This window comes from Phaeobacter cretensis, assembly GCF_047372505.1.
GTDB lineage: Bacteria > Pseudomonadota > Alphaproteobacteria > Rhodobacterales > Rhodobacteraceae > Phaeobacter > Phaeobacter cretensis.
Genome location: NZ_JBKBEU010000001.1, coordinates 98,618 through 122,282 on the forward strand (window position 1 = coordinate 98,618; position 23,665 = coordinate 122,282).

Annotated in this window: 19 protein-coding genes and 1 tRNA gene; 10 read left to right on the forward strand and 10 right to left on the reverse strand. The window is 56.3% G+C overall.

All coding sequences use genetic code 11. The features are described 5' to 3' along the window. Positions 1-4 precede the first annotated feature (4 nt). From ACEWZM_RS00520 to ACEWZM_RS00535, 4 genes are read right to left on the reverse strand one after another with little or no spacing between them, the layout of a single operon-like run. Positions 5-955, reverse strand: a complete 951-nt coding sequence (locus ACEWZM_RS00520) for a carbohydrate ABC transporter permease (protein WP_414004580.1) — start codon at positions 953-955, stop codon at positions 5-7. Then, positions 937-2,193 (reverse strand): ABC transporter substrate-binding protein, encoded by a 1,257-nt coding sequence (locus tag ACEWZM_RS00525; RefSeq protein WP_414004581.1) that lies wholly within the window; start codon positions 2,191-2,193, stop codon positions 937-939. Before ACEWZM_RS00525 ends, ACEWZM_RS00520 begins: the two co-directional genes overlap by 19 nt. A 55-nt stretch (positions 2,194-2,248) precedes the next feature. After that, positions 2,249-3,400: an aminotransferase class I/II-fold pyridoxal phosphate-dependent enzyme gene (locus ACEWZM_RS00530; RefSeq protein WP_414004582.1), complete on the reverse strand. Its 1,152-nt coding sequence runs from the start codon at positions 3,398-3,400 to the stop codon at positions 2,249-2,251. Further along, on the reverse strand, positions 3,393-4,232 hold the full coding sequence (locus tag ACEWZM_RS00535; RefSeq protein WP_414004583.1) for a FadR/GntR family transcriptional regulator: 840 nt from the start codon (positions 4,230-4,232) through the stop codon (positions 3,393-3,395). The genes ACEWZM_RS00530 and ACEWZM_RS00535 overlap by 8 nt, the downstream gene beginning before the upstream one ends. Before the next feature lie 276 nt (positions 4,233-4,508). On the opposite strand from ACEWZM_RS00535, the gene ACEWZM_RS00540 reads away from it, so the two are divergent. Next, positions 4,509-5,678 carry an MFS transporter gene (locus tag ACEWZM_RS00540; protein WP_414004584.1) on the forward strand — a complete coding sequence of 390 codons (1,170 nt, stop codon included), beginning with the start codon at positions 4,509-4,511 and terminating at the stop codon, positions 5,676-5,678. Between the two features lie 195 nt (positions 5,679-5,873). Here the strand turns inward: ACEWZM_RS00540 and ACEWZM_RS00545 are convergent, their stop codons facing one another. The 5 genes from ACEWZM_RS00545 to pdxH form a co-directional block, all read right to left on the reverse strand. Then, on the reverse strand, positions 5,874-9,518 hold the full coding sequence (locus tag ACEWZM_RS00545) for a vitamin B12-dependent ribonucleotide reductase (protein ID WP_414004585.1): 3,645 nt from the start codon (positions 9,516-9,518) through the stop codon (positions 5,874-5,876). A gap of 823 nt (positions 9,519-10,341) precedes the next feature. After that, a tRNA-Pro gene (locus ACEWZM_RS00550) sits at positions 10,342-10,418 on the reverse strand. A gap of 43 nt (positions 10,419-10,461) precedes the next feature. Further along, complete coding sequence (locus ACEWZM_RS00555) at positions 10,462-10,983, reverse strand: DUF192 domain-containing protein (RefSeq protein WP_414007913.1); 522 nt, start codon at positions 10,981-10,983, stop codon at positions 10,462-10,464. 5 nt (positions 10,984-10,988) lie between these two features. Then, entirely contained in the window at positions 10,989-11,525 is a 537-nt protein-coding gene (locus tag ACEWZM_RS00560) for a cold-shock protein (RefSeq protein WP_414004586.1), read from the reverse strand. A 116-nt stretch (positions 11,526-11,641) separates the two neighbouring features. Continuing rightward, on the reverse strand, positions 11,642-12,247 hold the full coding sequence (gene pdxH / locus ACEWZM_RS00565; protein WP_414004587.1) for a pyridoxamine 5'-phosphate oxidase: 606 nt from the start codon (positions 12,245-12,247) through the stop codon (positions 11,642-11,644). Between the two features lie 169 nt (positions 12,248-12,416). On the opposite strand from pdxH, the gene fabI reads away from it, so the two are divergent. The 6 genes from fabI to trpE all read left to right on the forward strand — a co-directional run bounded on the left by fabI (position 12,417) and on the right by trpE (position 19,427). Continuing rightward, positions 12,417-13,235 carry an enoyl-ACP reductase FabI gene (gene fabI / locus ACEWZM_RS00570; RefSeq protein WP_414004588.1) on the forward strand — a complete coding sequence of 273 codons (819 nt, stop codon included), beginning with the start codon at positions 12,417-12,419 and terminating at the stop codon, positions 13,233-13,235. A 118-nt stretch (positions 13,236-13,353) separates the two neighbouring features. Continuing rightward, positions 13,354-13,968: a LysE family translocator gene (locus tag ACEWZM_RS00575; protein WP_414004589.1), complete on the forward strand. Its 615-nt coding sequence runs from the start codon at positions 13,354-13,356 to the stop codon at positions 13,966-13,968. A 37-nt stretch (positions 13,969-14,005) separates the two neighbouring features. Beyond that, entirely contained in the window at positions 14,006-14,509 is a 504-nt protein-coding gene (gpt, locus tag ACEWZM_RS00580) for a xanthine phosphoribosyltransferase (RefSeq protein WP_414004590.1), read from the forward strand. A 186-nt stretch (positions 14,510-14,695) separates the two neighbouring features. Continuing rightward, positions 14,696-15,898, forward strand: coding sequence for an aminotransferase (locus tag ACEWZM_RS00585; protein WP_414004591.1), 1,203 nt, complete (start codon positions 14,696-14,698; stop codon positions 15,896-15,898). 160 nt (positions 15,899-16,058) lie between these two features. Then, on the forward strand, positions 16,059-17,900 hold the full coding sequence (locus ACEWZM_RS00590) for a peptidylprolyl isomerase (RefSeq protein ID WP_414004592.1): 1,842 nt from the start codon (positions 16,059-16,061) through the stop codon (positions 17,898-17,900). 15 nt (positions 17,901-17,915) lie between these two features. Beyond that, on the forward strand, positions 17,916-19,427 hold the full coding sequence (trpE, locus tag ACEWZM_RS00595; RefSeq protein ID WP_414004593.1) for an anthranilate synthase component I: 1,512 nt from the start codon (positions 17,916-17,918) through the stop codon (positions 19,425-19,427). Positions 19,428-19,552: 125 nt separating this feature from the next. Here trpE and ACEWZM_RS00600 read toward each other — a convergent pair whose 3' ends face one another. Then, complete coding sequence (locus ACEWZM_RS00600) at positions 19,553-21,199, reverse strand: divergent polysaccharide deacetylase family protein (protein ID WP_414004594.1); 1,647 nt, start codon at positions 21,197-21,199, stop codon at positions 19,553-19,555. A 200-nt stretch (positions 21,200-21,399) separates the two neighbouring features. Between ACEWZM_RS00600 and ACEWZM_RS00605 the strand changes: the two genes are divergently transcribed. Genes ACEWZM_RS00605 through ACEWZM_RS00615 form a run of 3 tightly spaced genes read left to right on the forward strand, consistent with a single transcriptional unit; the run spans position 21,400 to position 23,659 of the window. Next, entirely contained in the window at positions 21,400-21,981 is a 582-nt protein-coding gene (locus ACEWZM_RS00605; RefSeq protein WP_414004595.1) for an anthranilate synthase component II, read from the forward strand. Further along, positions 21,978-23,009 carry an anthranilate phosphoribosyltransferase gene (gene trpD, locus ACEWZM_RS00610; protein WP_414004596.1) on the forward strand — a complete coding sequence of 344 codons (1,032 nt, stop codon included), beginning with the start codon at positions 21,978-21,980 and terminating at the stop codon, positions 23,007-23,009. The genes ACEWZM_RS00605 and trpD overlap by 4 nt, the downstream gene beginning before the upstream one ends. Continuing rightward, the gene (locus ACEWZM_RS00615; protein ID WP_414004597.1) at positions 23,006-23,659 is read left to right on the forward strand and encodes a uracil-DNA glycosylase; all 654 of its coding nucleotides are present in this window, start codon (positions 23,006-23,008) and stop codon (positions 23,657-23,659) included. The genes trpD and ACEWZM_RS00615 overlap by 4 nt, the downstream gene beginning before the upstream one ends. The last annotated feature ends 6 nt before the right edge of the window (positions 23,660-23,665 follow it).

Sequence of the window (23,665 nt, forward strand, 5' to 3'; positions counted from 1 at the left end):
GACCTCAGATCTTGACCAGCCGTTTGCGTATCCAAAGCAGGATAACAGCATAGGCCAGAAGGATGATCAGCAAAGCAACCGCGATGGTGGAGGCATAGCCAAAATCCAGTTTGCGGAACGCAGTGGTGAAAATATAGGTGGACAGGATCTGTGTAGAATTGGCCGGCCCGCCGCCTGTCATAACAAAGATCAGATCAGCAAAATTCGCGATCCAGATGGTGCGCAGCATCACAGTGATGGCAATCATCGGTGCAAGAAACGGTAGGGTGATCTTGGTAAAGCTCTGCCATGGGCTGGCACCGTCAATCTCGGCAGCCTCGTACAGCTCGCCCGGAATGGACTGAAGTGCCGCCAGCAGAGTGATCGCAAAGAATGGCACGCCAAACCAGATATTGGCAGTAATCGGCCCCCAGATCGCCAGATCAGGATCGCCAAGAATGTTGTATGGCTCCGACAAGACGCCCAAGGCCGTCAGCCAATGCGGAATTGGTCCAATCACCGGGTTGAACAGCCATGCCCAGGTCAACGCTGACAGGAATGTGGGCACGGCCCAAGGAAGGAACACCAAAGCCTGAAACAGTTTCTTTCCAAAAAACTGCGTATTGAGCAGCATCGCCAACCCAAGCCCTAGGAAAAATTGGAAGAATATCGACCAGAAGGTCCAGAAAAACGTATTCTCCAATGCGATCCAGAATTTTCGGTCCGACCATAGTTTTTGATAGTTTTCAAACCCCACCCAACCGGTGGCAAAGGGGTTGAGCAGTTCAATCGACTGAAAGGAATACGATATTCCAACAATCAACGGGATCAGCATGACACAGCCAATCAACAGGTTCATCGGCGACAGATAGAGAAACGGCTCTACCATATACTGCCAGTAAAGAGAGCGTCGTGCCCCGGTTCCCCCGGGCACGACGTTTTTTTGGGCGCGGGCAATCACTGCTTCGCCTGCCATTTAGCATATTCTTCAGTCAGCAGATCTGCCCATTCGTCCGCCAGATCCTGCGCACTGCGCTGCCCCAGCAAGGCCTCTTGACTGGTTTCCAGGACGACAGTGCTACCGAAATAGCCCCATTTTTCCAGATATGTTGGCATGGTGGTCGGTTCATACTGCTCGCCATTCAGCTCTTTAAACCAGCCCGCAAATTGCTCGGTCTGGAAGTAAGGGTCCTGATCAGCGCCTTTGTGAACAGGGATCACGCCAACGCGCTTGGCCCAGGTACCGTTGGCCTCGGGTGCAGACAGTGCCGCAACCAGATCAAATGCTTCGTCTTCATGCTCGGTTGAACTAAAAATTGACCAACCCGCAAAGCCGATGGTGGGGAATGCCTTGCCAGATGGGCCAACCGGCATCGGGATTACTGCAAAATCCTCGGCAGGCATACGTTCTGAGATCGCTATGAGCGCATCTGGATCCTGATCAAGGAAAGCACAGGTCCCGGAGTAGAACCCGGCAACGATTTCATTGAACCCCCAGCTGACCGCATCCTTGGGCGCATAGCCCTTCTGATACATGTCGATCATGAACTGGATACCCTCAACGGAACCAGGTTCGTTCATGCGGCTTTTTCCGTCCTCGGTGAAGAATTCATTGGTGCCATTCATGGCAGCCGCCATCATCACCCAGCCATTAGTGCCGCCCGGACCACCACGAAGGCAATAACCGGATTTGCCATCCAATTCCGATACCGCCGCAGATGCAGCCATAAAGTCAGCCATGGTCTCCGGTGGCTCAACCCCGGCGTCGGCTAAGAGCTTTTTGTTGTAGAACATCGCTCTCAGATAGAACCCATATGGGATCATATAGAGATCGCCTGCCTGGCTGCCCATCGCGACGGTTTTGTCGGTCAGGGTCGCGCCATGTTCCCAATCCGCGACATGGTCGGCGAGACTGGCCAGCTGCCCGGAGCCCGCATAGAGCGCCTGCCACGTATCGGGCATTTCTACGACATCGGGTATATCGCCACCGGCAACCATTGTCGCCAGTTTTTCAAACGCCTGCCCCCAGGGCAAGCTGATGATTTCAACGGATACATCCGGGTTCGCGGCCTCATACCCATCAACAATACCCTGCAGCACCTTGGTGCGCTCCGGGCTGGTGATGACTTCGACCAGCTTCAGCGTGGTTTCCGCATGTGCGGCAGACCCCATGAGCATGGCCGCCGTGGTAATCCCTGTCAGAAGTTTTTTCATTTTGTCCTTCCCCTTGTCGTGTGACGTTGCACACAGCGCTGTCAGATCAAGCCTGTCAGACCGTGCTTGTCGTGAGGGCAGATGTGATATCCGCCCACAGGTCCTCGGCCTCCTCCAGCCCGAGGTTCAGCCGAACGAGATTCGGCGAAACTCCAAAACGTTGCATCGAGTTCTCTTCGCCAATCTGCGCAATCCCCACACGGGCCGGCAGGATCAGGCTCTCAAATCCGCCCCAACTGACCCCCAGCCGAAAGTGCGTTAGCGCGTTGGAAAATTCAGGAATATCAACGCTGTCATCAAATTCTACCGACAAAAGCCCGGAACGGCCGGTCAGGCCCGGAACATCGTTTGGCCCCGGCGAATGCACATGGCGCACCTGTGGCAAGGCCGATAAGCGATCAATGAACAGGTTTGCCGTGGCCTCATGCTGGCGCATCCGCGCAGACAATGTGCGCAATCCACGGGTGAGCAGAAACGCCTCAAACGGGGCCAGTTTTGCTCCAAGCAATGGCAAAGTGAGATCGCGGATCCGGTCAATATACTTCTGCGAGGCCACCACCACGCCAGCAACGGTATCAGAATGGCCGGAGATATATTTCGACGCGGAATGCAGGACGATATCTACGCCCTGCGCCAAAGGTTTCTGAAACACAGGGCTGGCCCAAGAGTTATCTATCATCGTCAGCACGCCATGCCGTTTGGCATGAGCTGTAACCTTTTTGAGGTTAAGCGGCTGAAATACGACAGAGCTGGGGCTTTCCAGATAGGCAAGCTGCACGTCTTTGAGCAAATCTGCATCGTCTTCGAACTGCTTGGGTGAATAATAGTCGATCTGAACGCCAAATGGGCGCAGTAGCCGCTCCATGAAACGATAGCTGTCTGGATAGACATGCTCGACACAGGCAATACGGTCACCCGGTTTCACAAAGGCCAGAATTGTTGATGAAATTGCAGCCATGCCAGATGCGAAACCAACCGCAGCTTCTCCCCGTTCGGCCTTGGCCATCAGCGCCTCAAACGCCGCCACTGTCGGATTCTGCACGCGGGTATAGATCGCCTTATTGCTGCGCCCCGCCATACGATTCTCAAACGCCTCATAGCTGTCAAAAGTGAACAGCGACGTCTGAACAATCGGCGGAGTGACCGCTCCATTGCCATCGTCCATAACGGTGGCCATCAACGTTGCAAGATCCAAGCCATCAGTCATTGCGACCCTCCATCATGGCACTCATCGACTCTCGGATCTCTGCCTCAACCATGTCTAGGATAGTCTCCATGACACGCACCGCCTCGGCCTCATCCCCGGCAACCACTGCTGCGGCGAGTTTCATGTGCAGCGGTATTGATGACTGCCCCAAATGCGGTTTGCCGAACGGCGCTTCGTAGACTTCGTTGAAACCGTGCTGAATCTGCTGGATCAATTGACCAAAAAGCGGGTTCCCGCAGGCCTCTTGCAGGGCCTCATGAAAACGGTAGTCCGCGGCACGCCAGTCCTGACCCGCCTCAAGGATCGCGATCAGTTCGCTCGCCCGTCCCATGATGATACGGCCACTATGTGCTGTGATATTGCGGGTCGCCAGACGCACGGTTTCCAACTCCAGCGGTCGGCGCACAGCATGCGTTCGCAACAGGCTTTCAGCCTCCAATTTCACCATAACCGGCAGGTGAATCGCGTTAGAAACCACCCCTGTGGCCAGTCGCGTTCCGGCTTTCTTGTTACGGGTCACGATGCCCATATTCTGCCAGGCGGTCAGTGCCTCGCGCACCTTGGCTCGGCCAACGCCGAGTTGGCGCGCAATATCCACTTCGGTCGGCAGCCGATCCCCAATACCCAAGCCTTCGGCATCGATCATTCGTGTCAACGCCTCCAACACGTCCCGGCTGCTGCTACGCGGCGGAAGCGGCGACATGCTGTCATTGATTTGTTTCGGATCGCGCCCTGCCATTCTCTGCCTTTCGTATGGTCCAGCGCTTTGCCAGACCATGTCTCGAAAAGCATGCCAGTAATGTCCTACATTATCAATCTTATTGTAGGACATTATATTTCTCTTTATTTACAGAGCACTAAATACTTTAAAGCCGCGAAATCCTACATTTCGCATCACCAAGATGCACTATCCGGATGATGAGCCTCTTGAGAAAATCGGAGAGATTCGCCGTAAATTTGTCGCCAGCATTTTGATGCTACGAGTAAGCGTGGATGGTTTAAATCGCCCTGCAAAAGACGCTGAACGCGGGTTGCCACCGACAAGTTTTAGGACCAACCTCCCGCACAAATCCACTCGCAGAGTTTATCCCCATTGGAAGGAGCCCACGTGCCTGCAATCAGCCCTCAGCCACCTCGCCCCCGGTTTCGGCTGCGTACACCATGGCGTGCGGTTTCGGCTATGTTTGCCCTTAACGGAGCGCTATTTGGCATCTGGGCCTCGCGGATTCCGGCTGTGGCTGAGATCCATGAACTTACGCCGGGAGGTCTTGGCCTGCTTCTGCTACTGATGGCTGCCGGTGCTATCTTGTCGTTTCCGATAGCGGGCCGCGCGGCTGACCGGATGGGCGCGGCTTTTATCACCCGCCGGGTCGCACTTGCCTACATGCTTGGTCTCGTCCTGTTGGCTGTGGCACCCAACCTGCCCCTATTGGCAGCAGCACTGTTTGTCTTTGGTGCGGCTCACGGCAGTATGGATGTGACAATGAACGCCTGGGCCAGCGCAGTTGAGACTCGTTCAAGTCGGCCAATGATGTCGTCGTTTCATGCGATGTTCAGCCTCGGCGCAGGCTTAGGTGCACTGTCTGGCTATGCGGCCGCCTCAATCGGGGCGGATATTCCGCTGCATTTCCTTCTGGCCGGTGCTGTCGCTGCCGCGCTCACGCTTTATGTGGCGCAGATCCCCTGGATTGATGATCCGCGCCCCGATACCAGCACAACAAAGCCTTCCCTACTGCCACGCGGGGCCTTGGTTGCAGTTGGATTCGTTGCCTTTTGTGGCTCGGTTGGCGAAGGTGCTATGGCCGATTGGAGCGCGATTTTTCTGGTACTGACCACCGGCGCAAGCGAGGCTGACGCCGCACTGGGATTTGCTGTTTTCTCTGTAGCCATGGTTGCTGTGCGCCTGATTGGAGATCTTATCGTCGCGCGGATCGGTGCCGTGTCAGCGGGCCGCTTTGCAGGTGTCAGCGCCAGCCTCGGCGCAGTGATCGCAGTAGGATTTGGCAACTATGGTGCGGCCATGGTTGGGTTCGCTCTCATGGGTATTGGCTACGCGCTGGTCATGCCACTGGCGTTCAGTCGCGCGGCAAGTGATCCGAACCTGCCTGCTGGAGCCGCCATCGCAAGTGTCGCCACATTCGGCTACGGTGGAATCCTAATAGGCCCACCAATGATCGGCATCACGGCTGAGCTGCTATCGCTGCAATCGGCCTTTTTAATCCTTGCCGCCCTTGCTGGGTTTATCGTTATTTTCTCAAGTGTTCTAAAGCGAAGCTAACTAAAAATTCTAATGACAAGAAAAAGGGAGGCACGGTGGCCTCCCCCCTCAAGGTGCACGGATCAGGTGTTTTTTGTTACCGCCCGAGGTCTTTGCCTGTGTCCGATCCGTGTCGGGATGAGCGCACCCATCCCGGGTTCCTGACTGTTGCGACAAAGCTTTCGCAACAGTCATATTTCACTTTATATCTACTGTTCAGCTACAGCCCGAGGTGCCACCACAGGTGTTGCATTTCATGCATGTCCCATTGCGCACCAATGTATAGTTTCCGCAGTCCCCGCAGGCCTCGCCCTCGTAGCCCTGCATCTTGGCTTTGGTCCGGGCATCCATCCCACCGGATATAACCGGAGCCACGGCCACTGAGGTTTCGGGCACCAGTGACTGAAGTGCCGACACCGGATCGCTGCCATCTGCCAGTAGATCCGTTTGCCCCCCTTGCAGAACGACCAACTCCTGCGGCAAACGCTTGCGCAGATAGCCCGTTGAGGAAATCTGTTTCAACACTTCGAGCGACCGTGTCGCAGCGGTTTCGCTGAGTTCGGAGACGTTGGACACGCCCTCCTCCTCACCACGGCCGAGATCATCAAAGCTGGCGCCTTCGGGTTTGACATGGGCCAAATCAGTGCGATCCAGATAGCTTACAGCGAGTTCCCGGAACACATAGTCGAGGATCGACGTCGCATTCTTGATGCTGTCATTGCCCTGTACCATGCCCGCAGGTTCAAACTTGGTGAAGGTGAAGGCATCCACAAACTCTTCCAGTGGCACACCATATTGCAGACCAACTGAGACCGCGATCGCGAAATTGTTCATCATCGCCCGGAAGCCTGCACCTTCCTTGTGCATGTCGATGAAGATCTCGCCCAAGTTGCCGTCTTCATATTCGCCAGTACGCAAATAGACTTTGTGCCCGCCGACAACCGCCTTCTGAGTATACCCCTTACGGCGCTGCGGCATCTTGGTGCGATGGGACTTCACAATCTCTTTGACAACCACCTTCTCGACGATCTTCTCGGCGAGGGTGATCGCTTTTTCGTGCTGCGATCCGTGTTCAAGAATATCGGCCGCGTCATCATCATCCTCGACCAAGGCGGCCGCCAGCGGCTGGCTCAGTTTGGAGCCATCACGATACAGCGCATTGGCTTTCACCCCCAGCGACCAGCTGAGCTCATAAGCTTTCTGGCAGTCCTCGATGGTCGCATCGTTTGGCATGTTGATGGTCTTGGAAATCGCACCTGAGATAAAGCTCTGCGCGGCGGCCATCATTAGGATATGGCTATCAACCCCCAAATAACGCTTACCTTTTTTGCCGCATGGGTTTGCACAATCAAAGATGTGGTAGTGCTCTTCCTTCAGATGTGGTGCACCTTCCAGAGTCATTGACCCGCAGACGTGATCATTAGCAGCCTCGATCTCCACTTTGCTGAAGCCCAGATGACGCAGCAAATCAAATGTAGGATCGTTCAGCTTGGTCGCGGGAATGCCCAGAACGCCGGTGCAGAAATCCTCACCAAGGGTCCATTGATTGAACACAAAGCGGACGTCAAAAGCGCTTTCAAGTGCTGCATCAACCTTGGCCAGTTCGTTTGGTCCGAATCCGTGACCTGCCAATGAGGTATGGTTGATACCCGGTGCATTGCCGATGGTGCCATGGCCAACAGCGTATGAAACGATCTCCTCGATCTGGGAGGATGAATAACCCAGCCCTTCCAAGGCGGCGGGAACCGACCGATTGATGATCTTGAAGTATCCACCACCGGCCAGCTTTTTAAACTTCACCAGTGCGAAGTCAGGCTCAATACCCGTGGTATCACAGTCCATTACCAAACCAATGGTACCGGTGGGTGCGACAACCGTAGCCTGCGCATTGCGGAAACCGTGCCGTTCACCCAATTCCAGTGCTTCGTCCCAGCTGCTCATTGCCAGCTCAGCCAGACGCGGGTCCGGGCAATTGGCGCTATCCAAGGGCACAGGCTTCACCGCCAACCCTTCGTAGCCATCAATTGCTCCATGGGCTGCAGCGCGGTGATTGCGGATCACGCGCAACATGTCGCTGGAATTCTGCTCGTAACGGGCAAACGGTCCCAGTTCCGACGCCATCTCAGCCGAGGTTGCATACGAGACACCGGTCATGATCGCAGTAAGCGAACCGCAAAGGGCACGGCCCTCAGCGCTATCGTAACCGTAGCCCATGGTCATCAGCAGGCCGCCAATATTGGCATAACCCAGACCCAGCGTGCGGAAGTCATACGACCGTTGCGCGATCTCTTTGGATGGGAACTGCGCCATCATCACCGACACTTCCAGTGTCACCGTCCACAGGCGGCAGGCATGCATATAATCATCCGCCTGAAACACGCCGTCCTTGAGGAAGGTCAGCAAGTTCAGAGACGCGAGGTTACAGGCTGTGTCATCCAGGAACATATATTCCGAACAAGGATTTGAGCCGCGAATCTCACCGTCCGATGGGCATGTGTGCCACTCATTCACGGTGTCATGGAACTGAATACCCGGATCGGCACAGGCCCATGCCGCATGGCCGACCTTCTCCCACAGATCACGCGCCTTAACGGTCTTGGAAACTTTGCCGTCCACACGGTTGATCAACTGCCAATCAGCGTCTTTCTTTACGGCATGCAAGAAGGCATTCGTCACACGGATTGAGTTGTTGGAGTTCTGGCCAGAGACAGAGCTATAGGCGTCACTATCCCAATCGGTGTCATAAGTAGGGAATTCGATCGAGGTGTGACCCTGCTTGGCGTAGTCCAATACGCGTTTCACATAAGTCTCAGGGATTGCGACCTTTTTCGCCTCGCGGATCGCGCTTTTCAGCCCGTCGTTGACCGCAGGATCATAGGTATCGGCCTCAGCACCATCCCAGCTGCGAATAGCCTCAAACAGACCATTCAGCATCTTTTCGTGCATTTTGGAGCCAGCAACGATAGACGCAACTTTCTGCTCTTCGATCACCTTCCACTCGATGAACTTCTCAATATCGGGGTGATCGGCGTCCACGATCACCATTTTTGCAGCGCGGCGGGTGGTTCCGCCTGATTTGATCGCACCAGCAGCGCGGTCACCAATCTTGAGGAACCCCATCAGGCCAGAGGATTTACCGCCGCCGGACAGCGGTTCACCCTCGCCTCGCAGATGGCTAAAGTTGGTGCCAGTCCCAGAACCATATTTAAACAGGCGCGCCTCACGCACCCAAAGATCCATGATGCCGCCGTCCTGAACGAGATCATCGGATACCGACTGGATAAAGCAGGCATGAGGCTGGGGGTGCTCATATGCACTGTCAGATTTAGTCAGCTTGCCGGTTTTGTAGTCTACGTAGTGGTGACCCTGCGCCGGACCATCGATCCCATAGGCCCAGTGCAAACCGGTGTTGAACCATTGCGGGCTGTTGGGAGCCGCGCGCTGTGTCGCCAGCATGTACCGCATTTCATCGAAATATGCGCGGGCATCTTCCTCTGTCGAGAAATAGCCGCCTTTCCAGCCCCAGTAGCACCAGGCACCAGCCAGACGGTCAAAAACCTGCTTAGACGAGGTCTCGCCACCAAATTCCACTTCATCGCCAGCCGGAGCCGAACGCCAGAGAAACTCAGGCACACCCTTTTCACGGAGCTTTTTAAGTTTTTTGGGAACACCGGCTTTACGGAAATACTTCTGCGCAATGATATCACTGGCGACCTGGCTCCAGCCTGCTGGAACCTCAACGCCTTCCAGCCGGAACACAATGGTCCCATCCGGATTGCGGATTTCCGACGTTGCGGGAACGAACTCCAGATCGGCATATGCGTCCTGCCCAGATTTTGTAAATTTCCGTTCAATCTTCATGCCATCTGCCTCTTTTTTTGCAGTCTCACTGTCACAAACCACGCCTTATTCCGACGTGCCCCTCGTCGTTTCACAAAACAAAAACACCATGCTGCGCACCTCATAAAAGATGCGAGTCAGGGCTGACACCCCATTTCCGCTAGCGACTGATGCTTTGTATGATGTGGTGCAGCACCGGCAGTGGATCTACCATATTTTGTGCTGCATCATCCGACGTACACAATTTGACGTATTGTAGTATATCGGGTCAACGCCATTTTTAGACTTTCCTAACCATCTTTTTCGTTGACGATAGCTTATTGGTATGACGGCGATCACGAAGCTGCGATTCAGAGTTGATCGCTTGGCCCCGAGACAGCAATGACAGCCCAGACTGCTGATACGAAAATTTCCCTTATTGAGAGGGGGTTGTCGCCGTTCTTTCAGTAATCAGAACTGACCGAATAATTATCTTACTTCCAATCACTCAACCTTACCGCGGGTTGATAAATCACAATTCCCCCAGAAAAATTCATCGGTGCGCGCATGAGGTTTTTTTCATCGTTTGCACGAAGCATAAAACCAAATCGACGCCAATGCGCAACAGATGGTTAAGGGACCCTTAACAGGCCTGCCAAAGTCGTCGATTTGGAAAGGATTTGGAAACCACTTCGAATCTCCACGACCGACACGCATCGATTGAAAGCACGTTACGGCGCAATCAGAATGAGAGCATTCATGCCTTGCTGCAGATGACCACTTTGATGAAGGGTACGTGAAACGCGAAACGCCGACAGCCTCATAAAGGCATGTCGGCGTCTACGTTACATCCAATCGGATGAAATGGTCGGGGCGGCGAGATTCGAACTCACGACCCCCTGTACCCAAAACAGGTGCGCTACCAGACTGCGCCACGCCCCGGACCGTGCGCCTTCCTAGCGCTGCCGATCTGATTTGAAAAGCCCTAACAGGACCAAATTGCGCCAGTATTTGAAAAAACTTCGTGGCGCAGCTGAGTACCAGTGGAAATCCCATAAAGCGCAGCCAAGCCGCCGTTGATTTCCAGGACCGCAAAGACGTTATCGCCGCCCGGAATCGGAGTCAGATCGCCGGGAATCGCTCGATGATGAATGTGTTGGACGATGCCGGTAGAATCAATGAACAGGATATCCAATGGGATCAGCGTGTTCTTCATCCAAAAACTGGCGGGCTGCGGGGTCTCATAGACGAACAGCATACCATTGCTGCGCGCCAACTGCTGCCGATGCATCAGCCCCTGCGCACGTTCTTCAACAGAATCAGCGATTTCGACGGTAAACTGCGTCTGCCCCCATGGGCCACGCAGGTTGACCTGATCTGGACGACACGCCGTATTGGCCTGTGTTTCACCTGCCGCCACAGTTGTGACAGCACAGATCATGCCTAGCACGGCGGCTCTGGTTCCTGACGTCACATGGTCTGACAGTCGGTTCCAGAGGCTGTGCATCATTTCTAGTCCTGATTTTCCAGAAGCGCAGCTTCCCACGCCAGCACCTCGACCGCCATGCGGCCGCGTTTGCCATCTATCACGCGCATCCCAAGCGCCTCGCCCGGTTGCAGCTCTGACAGGCCTGACCGGCGCAAGACCTCAACATGCAGGAACACATCCTCGTCGCGACCAAAAACATTGGCGAAACCAAAACCTTTGCCTTTGTCGAACCATTTAACCCGCGCAGGCACCAATGGCTCCGAATACAGTGTATCGGAGTCCATTTCTGCAAAATCACTCAGGACAGGGGTGTCATCACGCAAGGGAGGAGTGATCGATACAATCTCGACCGCTTGAACACCGCGATCAGTACGATGGGTCACCAACTCAACGTCAGCGCCATCTGCGATCGAGTTTTGACCGAAGTTGCGTAACACATTTACGTGCAGCAAGATATCCGGTCCGCCGTCGTCGGAGACAACAAAACCGAATCCTTTGGTCGGATCGAACCATTTCACCAGTCCGCGTATCTGTTGCAAACTGCTTAAGTCTTCTGCCACTTTCGTAGTCCACCGTATTCTTCAAGTTTTGTCTGTAGGTGATGCGCCATTCTCGGCGCAAAGTTCAAGCCAAAAACAGACCAAAATATCGCAAATCTACTATTTCACTAAATGACCTAGGGGCACAACCGATCTACCGTCCAAAGCGCTTCGGGATTCTCTCTGCGCCAAACAAAGCGATCATGCAGGCGAAACGCCCCGTCCGCCCAAAACTCAATCTCCAGGGGCGTCAGCCGGTAGCCTCCCCAAAAAGGCGGCCGCTCAGGGTTGGACCCCTTGGTCGCTGTCACTTTAGCAACCTCTGCCATCAATGCCCCGCGACTGGAGAGCGGACGTGACTGCGCCGACGCCCAAGCGCCAAGGCGGCTCTTCAGCGAGCGTGACTTATAATAGGCATCGGCCTGGGGCCCCTCTTCCCGAGTGACGATGCCACGGGCGCGCACCTGACGACGCAGCGATTTCCAATGCATGACAAAAGCCGCATTGCCCGCGCTATCCAACTCCTGAGATTTTGTGCTCTCGTAGTTGGTGTAGAAGACAAAGGCCGCGTCCTCAATTTCCTTCAACAGCACCATACGGCAATTTGGCATGCCGTCCGCATCTACTGTCGACAGGGCAATTGCATTCGGATCGTTGGCTTCACTCTCTTCAGCCTCGCTTAGCCAACTGCGCGCGATTGCAAAGGGGTCCTCTCCGGCAAAGATACCGTTGCGATCGGACATAATGCACCTCATGATCTATTTTTTTATTTGAATTGGCTTTGGCGTTTTACGCTTCGCTATTGGTAATCTAGGTCGCAAAGGTGCCGACGACAAGAGACAGTGCCCTTGAAGCGCCCCGCATGAAAGACTAAACGTCGTCTAATTCGAATATCACAGGCGGAGAACCTGCATGTCTAGTCAACTGATGGCCGGCAAACGTGGCCTCATCATGGGCCTTGCCAATGACAAATCCATCGCGTGGGGCATTGCCAGAGCCTGCGCTGACGCCGGCGCTGAGCTTGCGTTTTCCTATCAGGGTGATGCGCTGAAAAAACGCGTCGACCCATTGGCGGCGCAGTTGGGCAGCGACATTGTTCTGCCTTGCGATGTGGCTGACGGCGGATCCGTCAATGCGCTGTTCGCCGCATTGGAAGAAAAATGGGGTAAGCTGGACTTTTTGGTTCACGCCATTGGTTTTTCCGACAAGAACGAGCTGCGTGGCCGCTATGTCGACACCAGCCGCGATAATTTCCAGATGACAATGGATATATCTGTCTACTCTTTCACCTCGGTGATGCAGCGAGCAGAGAAGATGATGTCCGAAGGTGGCAGTGCCGTAACACTGACCTACTATGGCGCCGAACAGGTGATGCCACATTATAATGTAATGGGTGTTGCCAAGGCTGCGCTGGAAGCCTCGGTGAAATACCTCGCTGAAGATCTGGGTAAAGATGGCATTCGTGTCAACGCTATCTCAGCTGGTCCGATCAAGACATTGGCGGCCTCGGGCATCGGCGATTTCCGCTACATAATGAAGTGGAACGAGTATAACTCTCCACTGCGCCGCAATGTGACCATTGATGATGTTGGCAAATCTGCGCTCTATTTGCTGTCAGATCTCTCTTCGGGTGTAACCGGAGAAAACCTGCACGTGGACGCCGGGTATCATGTCGTCGGAATGAAAGCCGTCGATGCTCCAGACATTGATGCAGCCACCGGGCGCAAGTAGCCCTTTCTGCAGCTAACCAACTGATGCTAGGCTTGCCTCGTTGGTGCAATATATAGACACATGATATATGCGAGCGCGCGGCTCACACGCGCCTCTTCAGATACCAAGAGCCCAGATTATGACACTTGCCGCCTTTATTGCCTCAGTTTTTCTGTGCCTGATGGCTGCCATCAGCCCTGGCCCAGCAGTATTGATGGCGGCGCGCGTTGGGCTGGCTCATGGTTGGCGCAGCGGTCTTGCACTAGCCATTGGTATCGGTGCCGGTGCAGTATTCTGGGCATCGACAGCACTGTTTGGACTTAACTTGCTGTTTGGCTATGCGCCCTTCCTGCTGACGCTGCTCAAGATGGGTGGTGCGATCTATCTGATATGGCTGGCCTGGAACATGTGGCGCAATGCCTGTGAACCGATATCACAGCAAAGCGACACGCAATTGCCGCAGAGTGCTTTTGCAGCCTTCCGATTGGGTATTTTAACTCAGTTGGCCAACCCTAAACCGGCAGCCTTCTTTGGCGCTGTTTTTGTCGGCACCGTGCCGCAAGACAGCAGCACCATAGCCGTTGTAGCGCTACTGCTATGTATCTTTCTGGGTGAGGTCACCTGGAACACACTCGTGGCCCGTATCTTCTCCTTTGAGAAAACCCGCCGCGGGTATATCAACCTTAAACATGTGATCGACCGGATCTTTGGTGGCCTGTTGGCTGCCCTCGGTGTCAAAATTGCCGCCCTCTGACGGCCCCCACCACAGATCCTAACAGGAGCATCAAAACATGACCGATCGTCTGCCTCATGAAAAAGGCTTTCACATTTCCTGGGACCAGCTGCACCGCGACAGCCGTGCGCTGGCATGGCGCCTGGATGGCCAAGGCCCGGACAATGGTGGCTGGCGCGCCGTGGTTGCCATCACACGTGGCGGAATGGCCCCGGCCATGATCGTCAGCCGCGAGCTGGACATCCGCGTGGTCGACACGATTGGCGTCAAATCTTATCACCACCAAGATCAGGGCCAAGCCGAAGTGCTGAAAGCCCCCAACGCTGAGCTGATGGGCGACGGTGAAGGGGTGCTGATCATTGACGATCTTGTTGATAGCGGCAAAACTTTGGAACTGGTGCGCCAGATGTATCCCAAAGCGCATTTTGCCACGGTCTACGCCAAACCAAAAGGCCGCCCGATGGTCGATACGTTCATCACCGAGGTCAGCCAGGATACCTGGATCTTTTTCCCTTGGGACATGGCGTTGCAATATGTCGAACCCTATCGCGGCACCGACTGACCGCAGTCCAGGTCAAAACACAAAACAACGACGCGCCCTAGGGCGCGTTTTTTTGTCTGGACCCTCGCGTTTTTGACAACGATTGCCCAAAGTCTCTTGCAAAACCTCAGGACTTGCGGCGGAGTGAGCCGGGCACATTTAAGAGGCCACGGCCCAATCATACGCCGACGCAAGACAGGACGAGCTATGCCACAGGCACCAGCACAACAACGCAATCCCCAAGCTCGGACAAAAGACACTTTTGTCTCGCCCATCGTCGAATCCAGGCGCTGGCTGGACGGGCTGACGTTGCCGCCTGACATGCCGCTCCTGAACCTGAGCCAGGCCGCCCCCGCTGATCCCCCGCCAGATGGATTGCGCCGGGCGATCTCAAATGCTGCGCTAAGTGATGATAGCAGTCATCTTTATGGTGCGGTGCTTGGACGGGATGATCTACGCGCAGCGCTCGCCGACAAAATGAGCCGCCACTACGCCGCTGATCTCTCTGCAGCAGATGTTGCGATCACCTCCGGCTGCAACCAGGCCTTTGCCGCGACAATTGCAGCCCTGTGCGGTGAAGGCGATCAGGTGATACTGCCAACGCCATGGTACTTTAACCACAAAATGTGGCTGGATATGCAAGGGGTGGAAACTTGTCCCTTGCAGGTTGGAGAGGGCATGCTGCCCTGCCCCGATGCCGCAGCCGAACTGATCACCGCGCGCACCCGTGCCATCGTCTTGGTCACCCCGAACAACCCTTGTGGCGTTGAATATCCAGGTGGTCTGGTACAACGGTTCCATGATCTGGCCCGTTCCCATGGGCTTACGTTGATTGTGGATGAAACCTACCGCGATTTTGACAGCAGAACCGGCCCACCGCACAGCATGTTTCAAAATCCAAAATGGTCTGACACATTGGTGCATCTTTATTCATTTTCTAAGGCCTACCGCCTGACCGGTCATCGTCTCGGTGCGATTGCAGCCCATCCGGATCACTTGTTGGAGATCGAGAAGTTCCTCGACACCGTAACCATTTGCCCAGCACAGCTGGGTCAGACCGGCGCGCTCTGGGGGTTGCAAAACCTTGACGACTGGCTTGCTGGTGAACGGCAGGAACTGCTGACACGCCGGGCCGCTATTGAGGCCGGATTTGAGTCGCTGGCCAAGCAGGGCTGGCGACTGTTGGGATGTGGTGCGTATTTTGCCTATGTCGCCCATCCGTTTGCAAAGCGATCCGAGACGCTGGCCAAGCGCATGGTGAAAGAAGCAGGCATTCTGATGTTGCCGGGCAGTATGTTCACACCAGACGACGACCCGGCTGGTGCACGCCAATTCCGCATCGCTTTTGCCAATGTCGACACCGATGGTATCAAAACTCTGTTCGATCGGCTGAAAAACTGGGCCGCTTGAACAGACCTCACTCCATTTCAAACACATCCACCCCGTCTGAATAACGGTCCAGATCAGTCGTCCCTTGCCCCTTAATGGGTGGCAGCGTATTCAGAGCCACAACACACCAGCATTTCCGACTGCCACCGCGCAGTTCGGCGACCGACAATACGAGGGCATCATGGCTACAGGCATGAAAAAAATATCAAATACATTTGTCTGGATCCTGATGGGGATGCTGATTATCGGATTGGCCGGTTTCGGCGCCGTCAACTTCACAGGCTCGATGACATCCGTGGCTGAGGTGGGTGATCAGGAAGTGACTGTAGATGACTACGCCCGTGAATTGCAGCGCGAGCAACGCGCGCTGGAGGCTCAGACTGGCCAGCGTATGCCCATTGCTCAGATGACAGCCCTCGGCCTCGACCGTGTAGTGCTGGGCCGTTTGATTGCGATTGCCGCACTTGATCAAGAAAGCGCTGATCTTGGCCTTTCCATCGGTGACGAGAACCTGTTCGACGAAATCAGTCAGATCCCGGCCTTTCAGGATGGAAGTGGCGCATTCGATCGCGATACCTATCAATATGCGCTGGAAAATATCGGCCTGACCGAAGCTGCGTTTGAGGCAGATCTACGCCGCGAATCCGCTCGTACCATGGTGCAGGGCGCTATCATGGCAGGCACTGTAATGCCTGACACCCTACGCAATACGCTGACTGACTATGTTGGTGCGCGCCGCAGCTTTGACTGGCTGACAGTCGGCGAAGACAGCGTCGCTCTCACAGCCGTTGAGCCGACCGAAACCGAGCTGCGCACCTACTACGAAGAGAACATCGATCAATTCACTCTCCCGCGCACAAAGGTCATCACCTATGCCGCCCTGCGTCCCGACGCATTGCTGGACGAGATCGAGATCGACGCAGCCGCCCTGGAACAGCTGTTTACAGATCGGAGCGATGAGTATCAGGTGCCGGAACGCCGCCTCGTAGAGCGTCTGGTCTTTGCCAATACCGAATCCGCTGAGAGTGCTAAGGCACAGCTGGACATTAACGGCACCACATTTGAGGCACTGGTTGCCGATCGTGGCCTTAGCCTGCCGGATGTCGATCTGGGTGATGTGACCATCGGTGATCTTGGTTCTGCCGGTCTGGACGTTTTCTCGGCAGAGGTCGGTACCGTCGTTGGACCGCTGGATAGTGACCTAGGCCCTGCCCTGTTCCGCATCAATGGGCGCCTTGAGGCCCGCGTTACCATTCTGGACGACGTCCGGGACGAGCTGCGCGCCGAACTGGCCAGCGACCGTGCCCGCCGGCTGATCGAAACCCGCGCCGAGGAAATCAACGATATGCTCGCCGGTGGTGCCACTCTGGAAGAGCTGCTGGATGAACCCGGCATGGAGCTTGGCAAGATCGATTGGCACAATGGCAGCACAGATGGCATCGCCGCGTATGATGGATTCCGTACTGCGGCATCTGCGGTGACCGCCGAAGACTTCCCGGAGGTCGCCTTCCTAGAAGATGGCAGCCTCTTTGCCATCCGCCTGGACGAAGAGCTTGAGCCTCGCCCCGAGCCTTTTGCGGATGCAACCGACAAGCTGCGTGCCGCATGGAAGACACAACGCCTGCAAAACGCGCTGAAAGCCGAGGCCGAGCGACTGGCGGAAATCCTGCGCGGCGGCCAGACACTGCCCGAAGGCAGCGAAATGACATCAGAAACTGGTTTAACACGTGGCGCTTATATCGACGCAGCCCCGCAACAGCTGATGGCCCGCGTCTTTGATCTGACAGAGGGTGAGATCGCTGTAGTCACGGATGGCACTTCGGCTGTTGTTGTACGCCTGAACGAAACACTGCCAGTGGACGACAGCCCCGAAATGTCCGCGCTGTCCGATGCCATGGCTACACAGCTCGATCAGGCATTGGCGCAAGCGCTGTTCGAGGCGTTCGTGCAAGACGCCCAGACCCGTGCTGCGCCGCGCATCGACCCGCAGGCGCTCAACGCCGTGCAGGCCAACTTCCAATAACCAAGGCATACTCAGATGGCCCTGACCCCCGATTTCGACACTTTCGCCAAAGCCTATGAGGCCGGTGAAAACCAGGTCGTCTACGCCCGTCTTGCTGCAGACCTCGACACTCCGGTGTCTTTGATGCTGAAGCTGACCGGAGCACAAAAAGACGCTTTCATACTGGAGTCTGTGACCGGCGGCGAAGTCCGCGGACGCTATTCGATCATTGGTATGAAACCGGATCTGGTCTGGCGTTGCCATGGAGAGACGGCGGCGCTCAATCGTTCGGCACGGTTCGACGCAGATGCCTTTGAACCGCTGGAGGGCAATCCCCTGGATTGCCTTCGCGACATCATTGCCGAAAGCCGGATCAATCTGCCCGATGATTTACCCCAAGCCGCGGCGGGTCTTTTTGGGTATCTCGGCTATGACATGGTTCGGCTTGTGGAACATTTGCCAGATGTGAACCCTGATCCGCTCGGCCTGCCCGATGCAGTGATGTTGCGCCCATCGGTCGTCGCTGTACTGGATGGTGTCAAAGGCGAAGTGACAGTGGTCTCCCCGGCGTGGGTCAGCGATGGGCAATCCGCCCGCGCCGCCTATGCGCAGGCCGCAGAGCGTGTGATGGACGCCGTGCGTGATCTGGAACGTGCGATGCCCGCCGAAACCCGCGATCTGGGCGACGCCCATGAAGTTGCCCCGCCAGTCAGCAACTTCACCAAGAGCGGCTATATGGAAGCTGTTGAAAAGGCCAAGGACTACATTCGCGCTGGCGATATTTTTCAGGTGGTCCCTGCACAGCGCTGGACGCAGGCATTTCCCTTGCCACCCTTTGCTCTCTACCGCTCGCTCAGACGTACAAACCCGTCTCCGTTCATGTTCTACTTCAATTTCGGCGGCTTTCAGGTGATAGGCGCAAGCCCGGAAATCCTTGTTCGCGTCTTCGGAGATGAGGTCACAATCCGCCCCATCGCAGGCACCCGTCCACGTGGAGCGACGCCTGAGGAAGACAAGGCGCTGGAACTGGACTTGCTCGCTGACAAGAAAGAACTGGCAGAACATCTGATGCTGTTGGATCTCGGACGCAACGACACTGGCCGTGTGGCCAAGATCGGCACTGTGCGCCCGACCGAGCAATTTATCATCGAACGCTATAGCCACGTCATGCACATTGTCTCCAACGTCGTCGGAGAGTTGGCAGAAGACAAAGACGCGCTGGATGCGTTCTTTGCCGGTATGCCTGCAGGCACAGTTTCCGGTGCGCCAAAAGTACGCGCGATGGAAATCATTGATGAACTGGAGCCAGAAAAACGAGGTATCTACGGCGGTGGTGTCGGCTATTTCTCCGCCGGTGGCGACATGGATATGTGCATCGCCCTGCGTACCGCTATTGTAAAGGACCAGAACCTATACATTCAGGCCGGCGGCGGTGTGGTTTACGACAGTGAGCCCGAGGCGGAATATATGGAAACCGTTCATAAATCCAACGCCATTCGTCGCGCGGCTGCTGATGCCGCCCGGTTCACTGGCAACGGCAATAGCTAAGGCACTAAGGATCTGGAGCTACACTCCGGCACTTTCATAATCGTCAAAATACCTACACCAATGACATAAGGCGACCCTCACGATATGGGATGCCTTTTTGATATTGTGTTTGAAATGGCCAAACATCACTCGGCGTCAAGCTTGGCCCGTAAGGATGCAGAGACCGGCGCCAGCGACACCCTGTTTGCACGGTCCTGCAGACCCCAAATGAGCAGCGCCGAAATCGTATCCGGCTGCACACGCCCAAGCATAATGACTGCCCCCTCCTGGCCTGCACGAAATGCTGCCTGATCAAGAAAGCGACGAATAGCACGTGGATCTTGGCCAGCACCATCGAAATCGCGGAACACGACACCTGCAGGCACGCCCTCTCGCAGCGCCAGTTTCTGCACAGTATTAAGCCCAGCATCCTGCGTGACCATGCCGAACCCCATCGCACCAAGAGCGGTGGCCATCTGGTCTGCTAAAGGGCGATTTCCCTGAAATCCGGTCGAAACCCCTTCCAATACGCCAACCGTTTCCGGCAGGGTTTCCATCCAAACCTGCAAGGCGGTTTCTGCATCTTGTGGGCCAGCGTCCCGTGGCAGGTCAGCGATCATCATTACCTCAAACCCGGCCTTGCGATGGCGGGTCATTTTGGCTGCGGCGTCAGGGTCGGCTGGATCCAATGCGAAGGTCAGAGGATAGGGAAAGTCCTGAAGTGCTTCGGCCCCAATAGCCTCCGCATCATCAATCAAGACGATCGACATCAACGCTCGCTCATCATCCGGTGCGAAGGATTCGGCGTTGGCCTCAAATGGCGGACCATCAGCGCTCGCGGTGCTCTGACTGCCCGGTTGAGGACGTGCGGCCTGATCACGGTCTGTCAAAGGCACGACCGGGGTACCAATGCGTGGGCGGCTGTCACTCTCAGGTTCTACGGTCGAATTGGTAGTCGGCAGCTCCGTCAGCCGACGCGTCTCTGCCGTTTCTGTATCTTCTGTCTCAGAAACAGCGCTCTCTGCCTCAGTGACATCACCGGCTGGCTGAGTCCCGACGCGCGCAGGCCCTGCGCTGCCGAGGCTAGGAACCAGCGGAGTAGCCGAAGGATCAGGCGCGGCGCCCAGAGTAGGCCCAGCACTGCCATCTGCATCTTCGCCCGTCAGCGCCGGACCTCCACTTGCAACATCCGGCACCGGCAAGCTGTAAGCTGTCGGCGCGCCATCGTCGGTGCTGTCGACAGCAGCCTGCGAGCCTTCGCCCTGAGCCTCAGCTGGTTCGGAGGTGCTATCCGGCTGCGGTGCCAATCGTGTCGGCGCTGCACTGTCGGTTGCAGGTTGTAGCGGTTGCGCCGGCTCAGAGGCAACGACAAGCCGCTGTTCCTGGCTCGGTGCATTCGGCGCAGGCAAGGCCTCGATCGGAGTGACAGGCGCATCCCGCGCCACATCAATGGCGGGCGCGCCAACACCACCTGGGGCATCGCGGTCGCCACCGCCCACTTCGGTGCCGACCTCAGGCCGACTTGCTGGGCCCGTATCAGCATCGGCCAAAGCTGCCAGATCATCGCCAACAACCTGTTGATCCAACGCCGCAGGCGGGGCTTCTACCAAATCAGCATCAGCCCCCGTGCCGTCCACCGGCGTCTCATCAGCCGCGGCCTGCACTTCGCTGCGGGCTGGGTTCGCAACACTCACCTCGACCGATTTTGGCAATGGCACCGACAGCGACCACACCACGGCGCCGCCTGCGGCCACCAAGGCCCCGAAACTCACGCCTCCAAGAAACCCTCGCATCTCTGTCCTGCCTCTCGTTGCCTTCTGGAACGGGTCGCATTCTGTTGGTCATGCCTCACCAAAAGCCCTCTGGGTCCTTTGGATCCTCAAGCTGTAGATGATGTGCTCTTGACGCTGCCGCGCAACCCTGAACATGTATGTTGCGACCACTATACTGCGGCGTGGCCCCGGCCCGCCAGCCCTTAAACGAGCCCGCGAACATGCTGCTGCTGATCGACAACTACGACTCCTTTACCTACAACCTCGTTCACTACCTCGGCGAGCTGGGCGCAGATGTCGCCGTGCACCGTAACGATGCGCTCAACGTGCAAGATGCGATGGCCATGAACCCTGCCGGTATTCTGTTGTCTCCGGGACCCTGTGATCCGGATCAGGCCGGCATATGCCTTGCCCTGACCGAAGCCGCGGCTGAAACCCGCACCCCGCTGATGGGCGTCTGCCTCGGGCATCAGACTATCGGCCAAGTCTTTGGTGGCAAAGTTATCCGTTGCAAGGACATTGTCCACGGTAAGATGGGCACAATGCATCATACCGATAGTGGCCTCTTTGCAGGTCTCGCCTCGCCGTTTGAGGCAACGCGCTATCACTCGCTGATCGTGGAACGCGAAAGCTTGCCGGATTGCTTAGAGATCACTGCCGAGCTGGAAGATGGCACCATTATGGGCCTGCATCACAAGGAGCTGCCGATCCACGGGGTGCAATTTCATCCCGAATCCATCGCCTCGGAACACGGACACGCTCTGTTGAAAAACTTCCTCAACGTGATGGAGCCTTCGGCATGAGCAATGAAATGAAACCGCTTATCGACGCGGCCGCCGACCGCGCCCTGTCGCGGACCGAGGCAGAAGCGGCCTTTACCCATCTGTTTGAAGGCAATGCGACGCCCAGCCAGATAGGTGGCCTTTTGATGGCGCTGCGGACACGCGGTGAAACTGTTGACGAATACGCGGCTGCCGCTGCCGTAATGCGGGCCAAATGCAACCCTGTCATCGCCCCCGACGGCGCGATGGATATCGTCGGAACCGGTGGCGACGGCAAGGGCACGCTTAATATATCGACCGCGACAGCCTTTGTGGTCGCGGGAGCAGGCACCATTGTTGCAAAACATGGCAACCGTAACCTGTCGTCAAAATCCGGCGCGGCCGACGCGCTGGGGCAAATGGGCATCAACGTCATGGTTGGTCCTCAGGTGGCAGAGCAAGCCCTGCGGGAAGCCGGGATTTGCTTTATGATGGCACCGATGCATCATCCTGCGATTGCCCATGTTATGCCAACACGGCAGGAACTTGGCACGCGTACGGTTTTCAATATCCTCGGCCCGCTAACCAACCCCGCAGGCGTGAAACGTCAGTTGACCGGCGCGTTCTCGCGCGACTTGATCCGTCCGATGGCCGAAACTCTGGGGCAGCTGGGGGCAGAGCAAGCCTGGCTGGTGCACGGCTCCGATGGCACCGATGAGCTGACGATAACCGGCGTGAGCTGGGTCGCGGCCCTTACCCCCACCGGTACGGTTGAAGAGATGGAAATCCATCCGGAAGATGCCGGCCTCCCCGTGCACCCGTTTGAAGACATCGTGGGCGGCACTCCCGAGGCAAATGCGAAGGCATTTGAGGCGCTGTTGTCAGGCACAGAATCTGCCTATCGCGATGCGGTGCTCTTGAATTCCGCTGCGGCACTAGTTGTGGCAAGCGCCGCAAGCGATCTAAAAACCGGGGTTGAAATGGCGCGTGCCAGCATCGACAGCGGAGCGGCTCGCAGCAAGATCGATGCCGTCGCGCGTATCACGACCGCAGCTGCTGACAGCAAATGACATCGGATCTGCCGGATCTTGGCGCTTGGGGGGATTTGCCGTTTTTTCGCGACAAATATCAGGCCATCGCACAGGCGATGGCTGACGACCAGCGCGAGATTCTACCCCCAGCCGCCCAGCGGTTAAACGCACTGTGCCTGGCAAGACCCGAGGATACTCGCGTCGTTATCCTGGGTCAGGATCCCTATCCTACGCCAGGTCATGCGCATGGACTAGCATTTTCGGTGGAACCAGAGGTTCGACCCCTGCCCCGTTCTTTGAAAAATATGTTCAAAGAGTTACGGTCCGATATTAATGTCGAAAAGACAAATGGGGACCTACGCGGTTGGGCACAACAAGGCGTATTGTTGCTGAACACGGTGCTGTCAGTGCCCGCCGGTGAGGCCAATGGCCACAAACATCTTGGGTGGCAGGCTCTGGCAAACCAAGTACTGGCCTATAGCAGCCAACGCCCCACCGCCTACATATTGTGGGGCAAACAGGCGCAAGGGCTTGAAAAACATATCCAACCGGGCGATCACCTTATTCTGAGGACAGCCCACCCTTCACCGCTTTCGGCACGCCGCGGCTTTTTTGGCTCGCGACCTTTCTCGACGGTGAATAACTGGCTAGCCAAACGCGGGCAGCCGCAGATTGATTGGAACGCGTGACCGGAG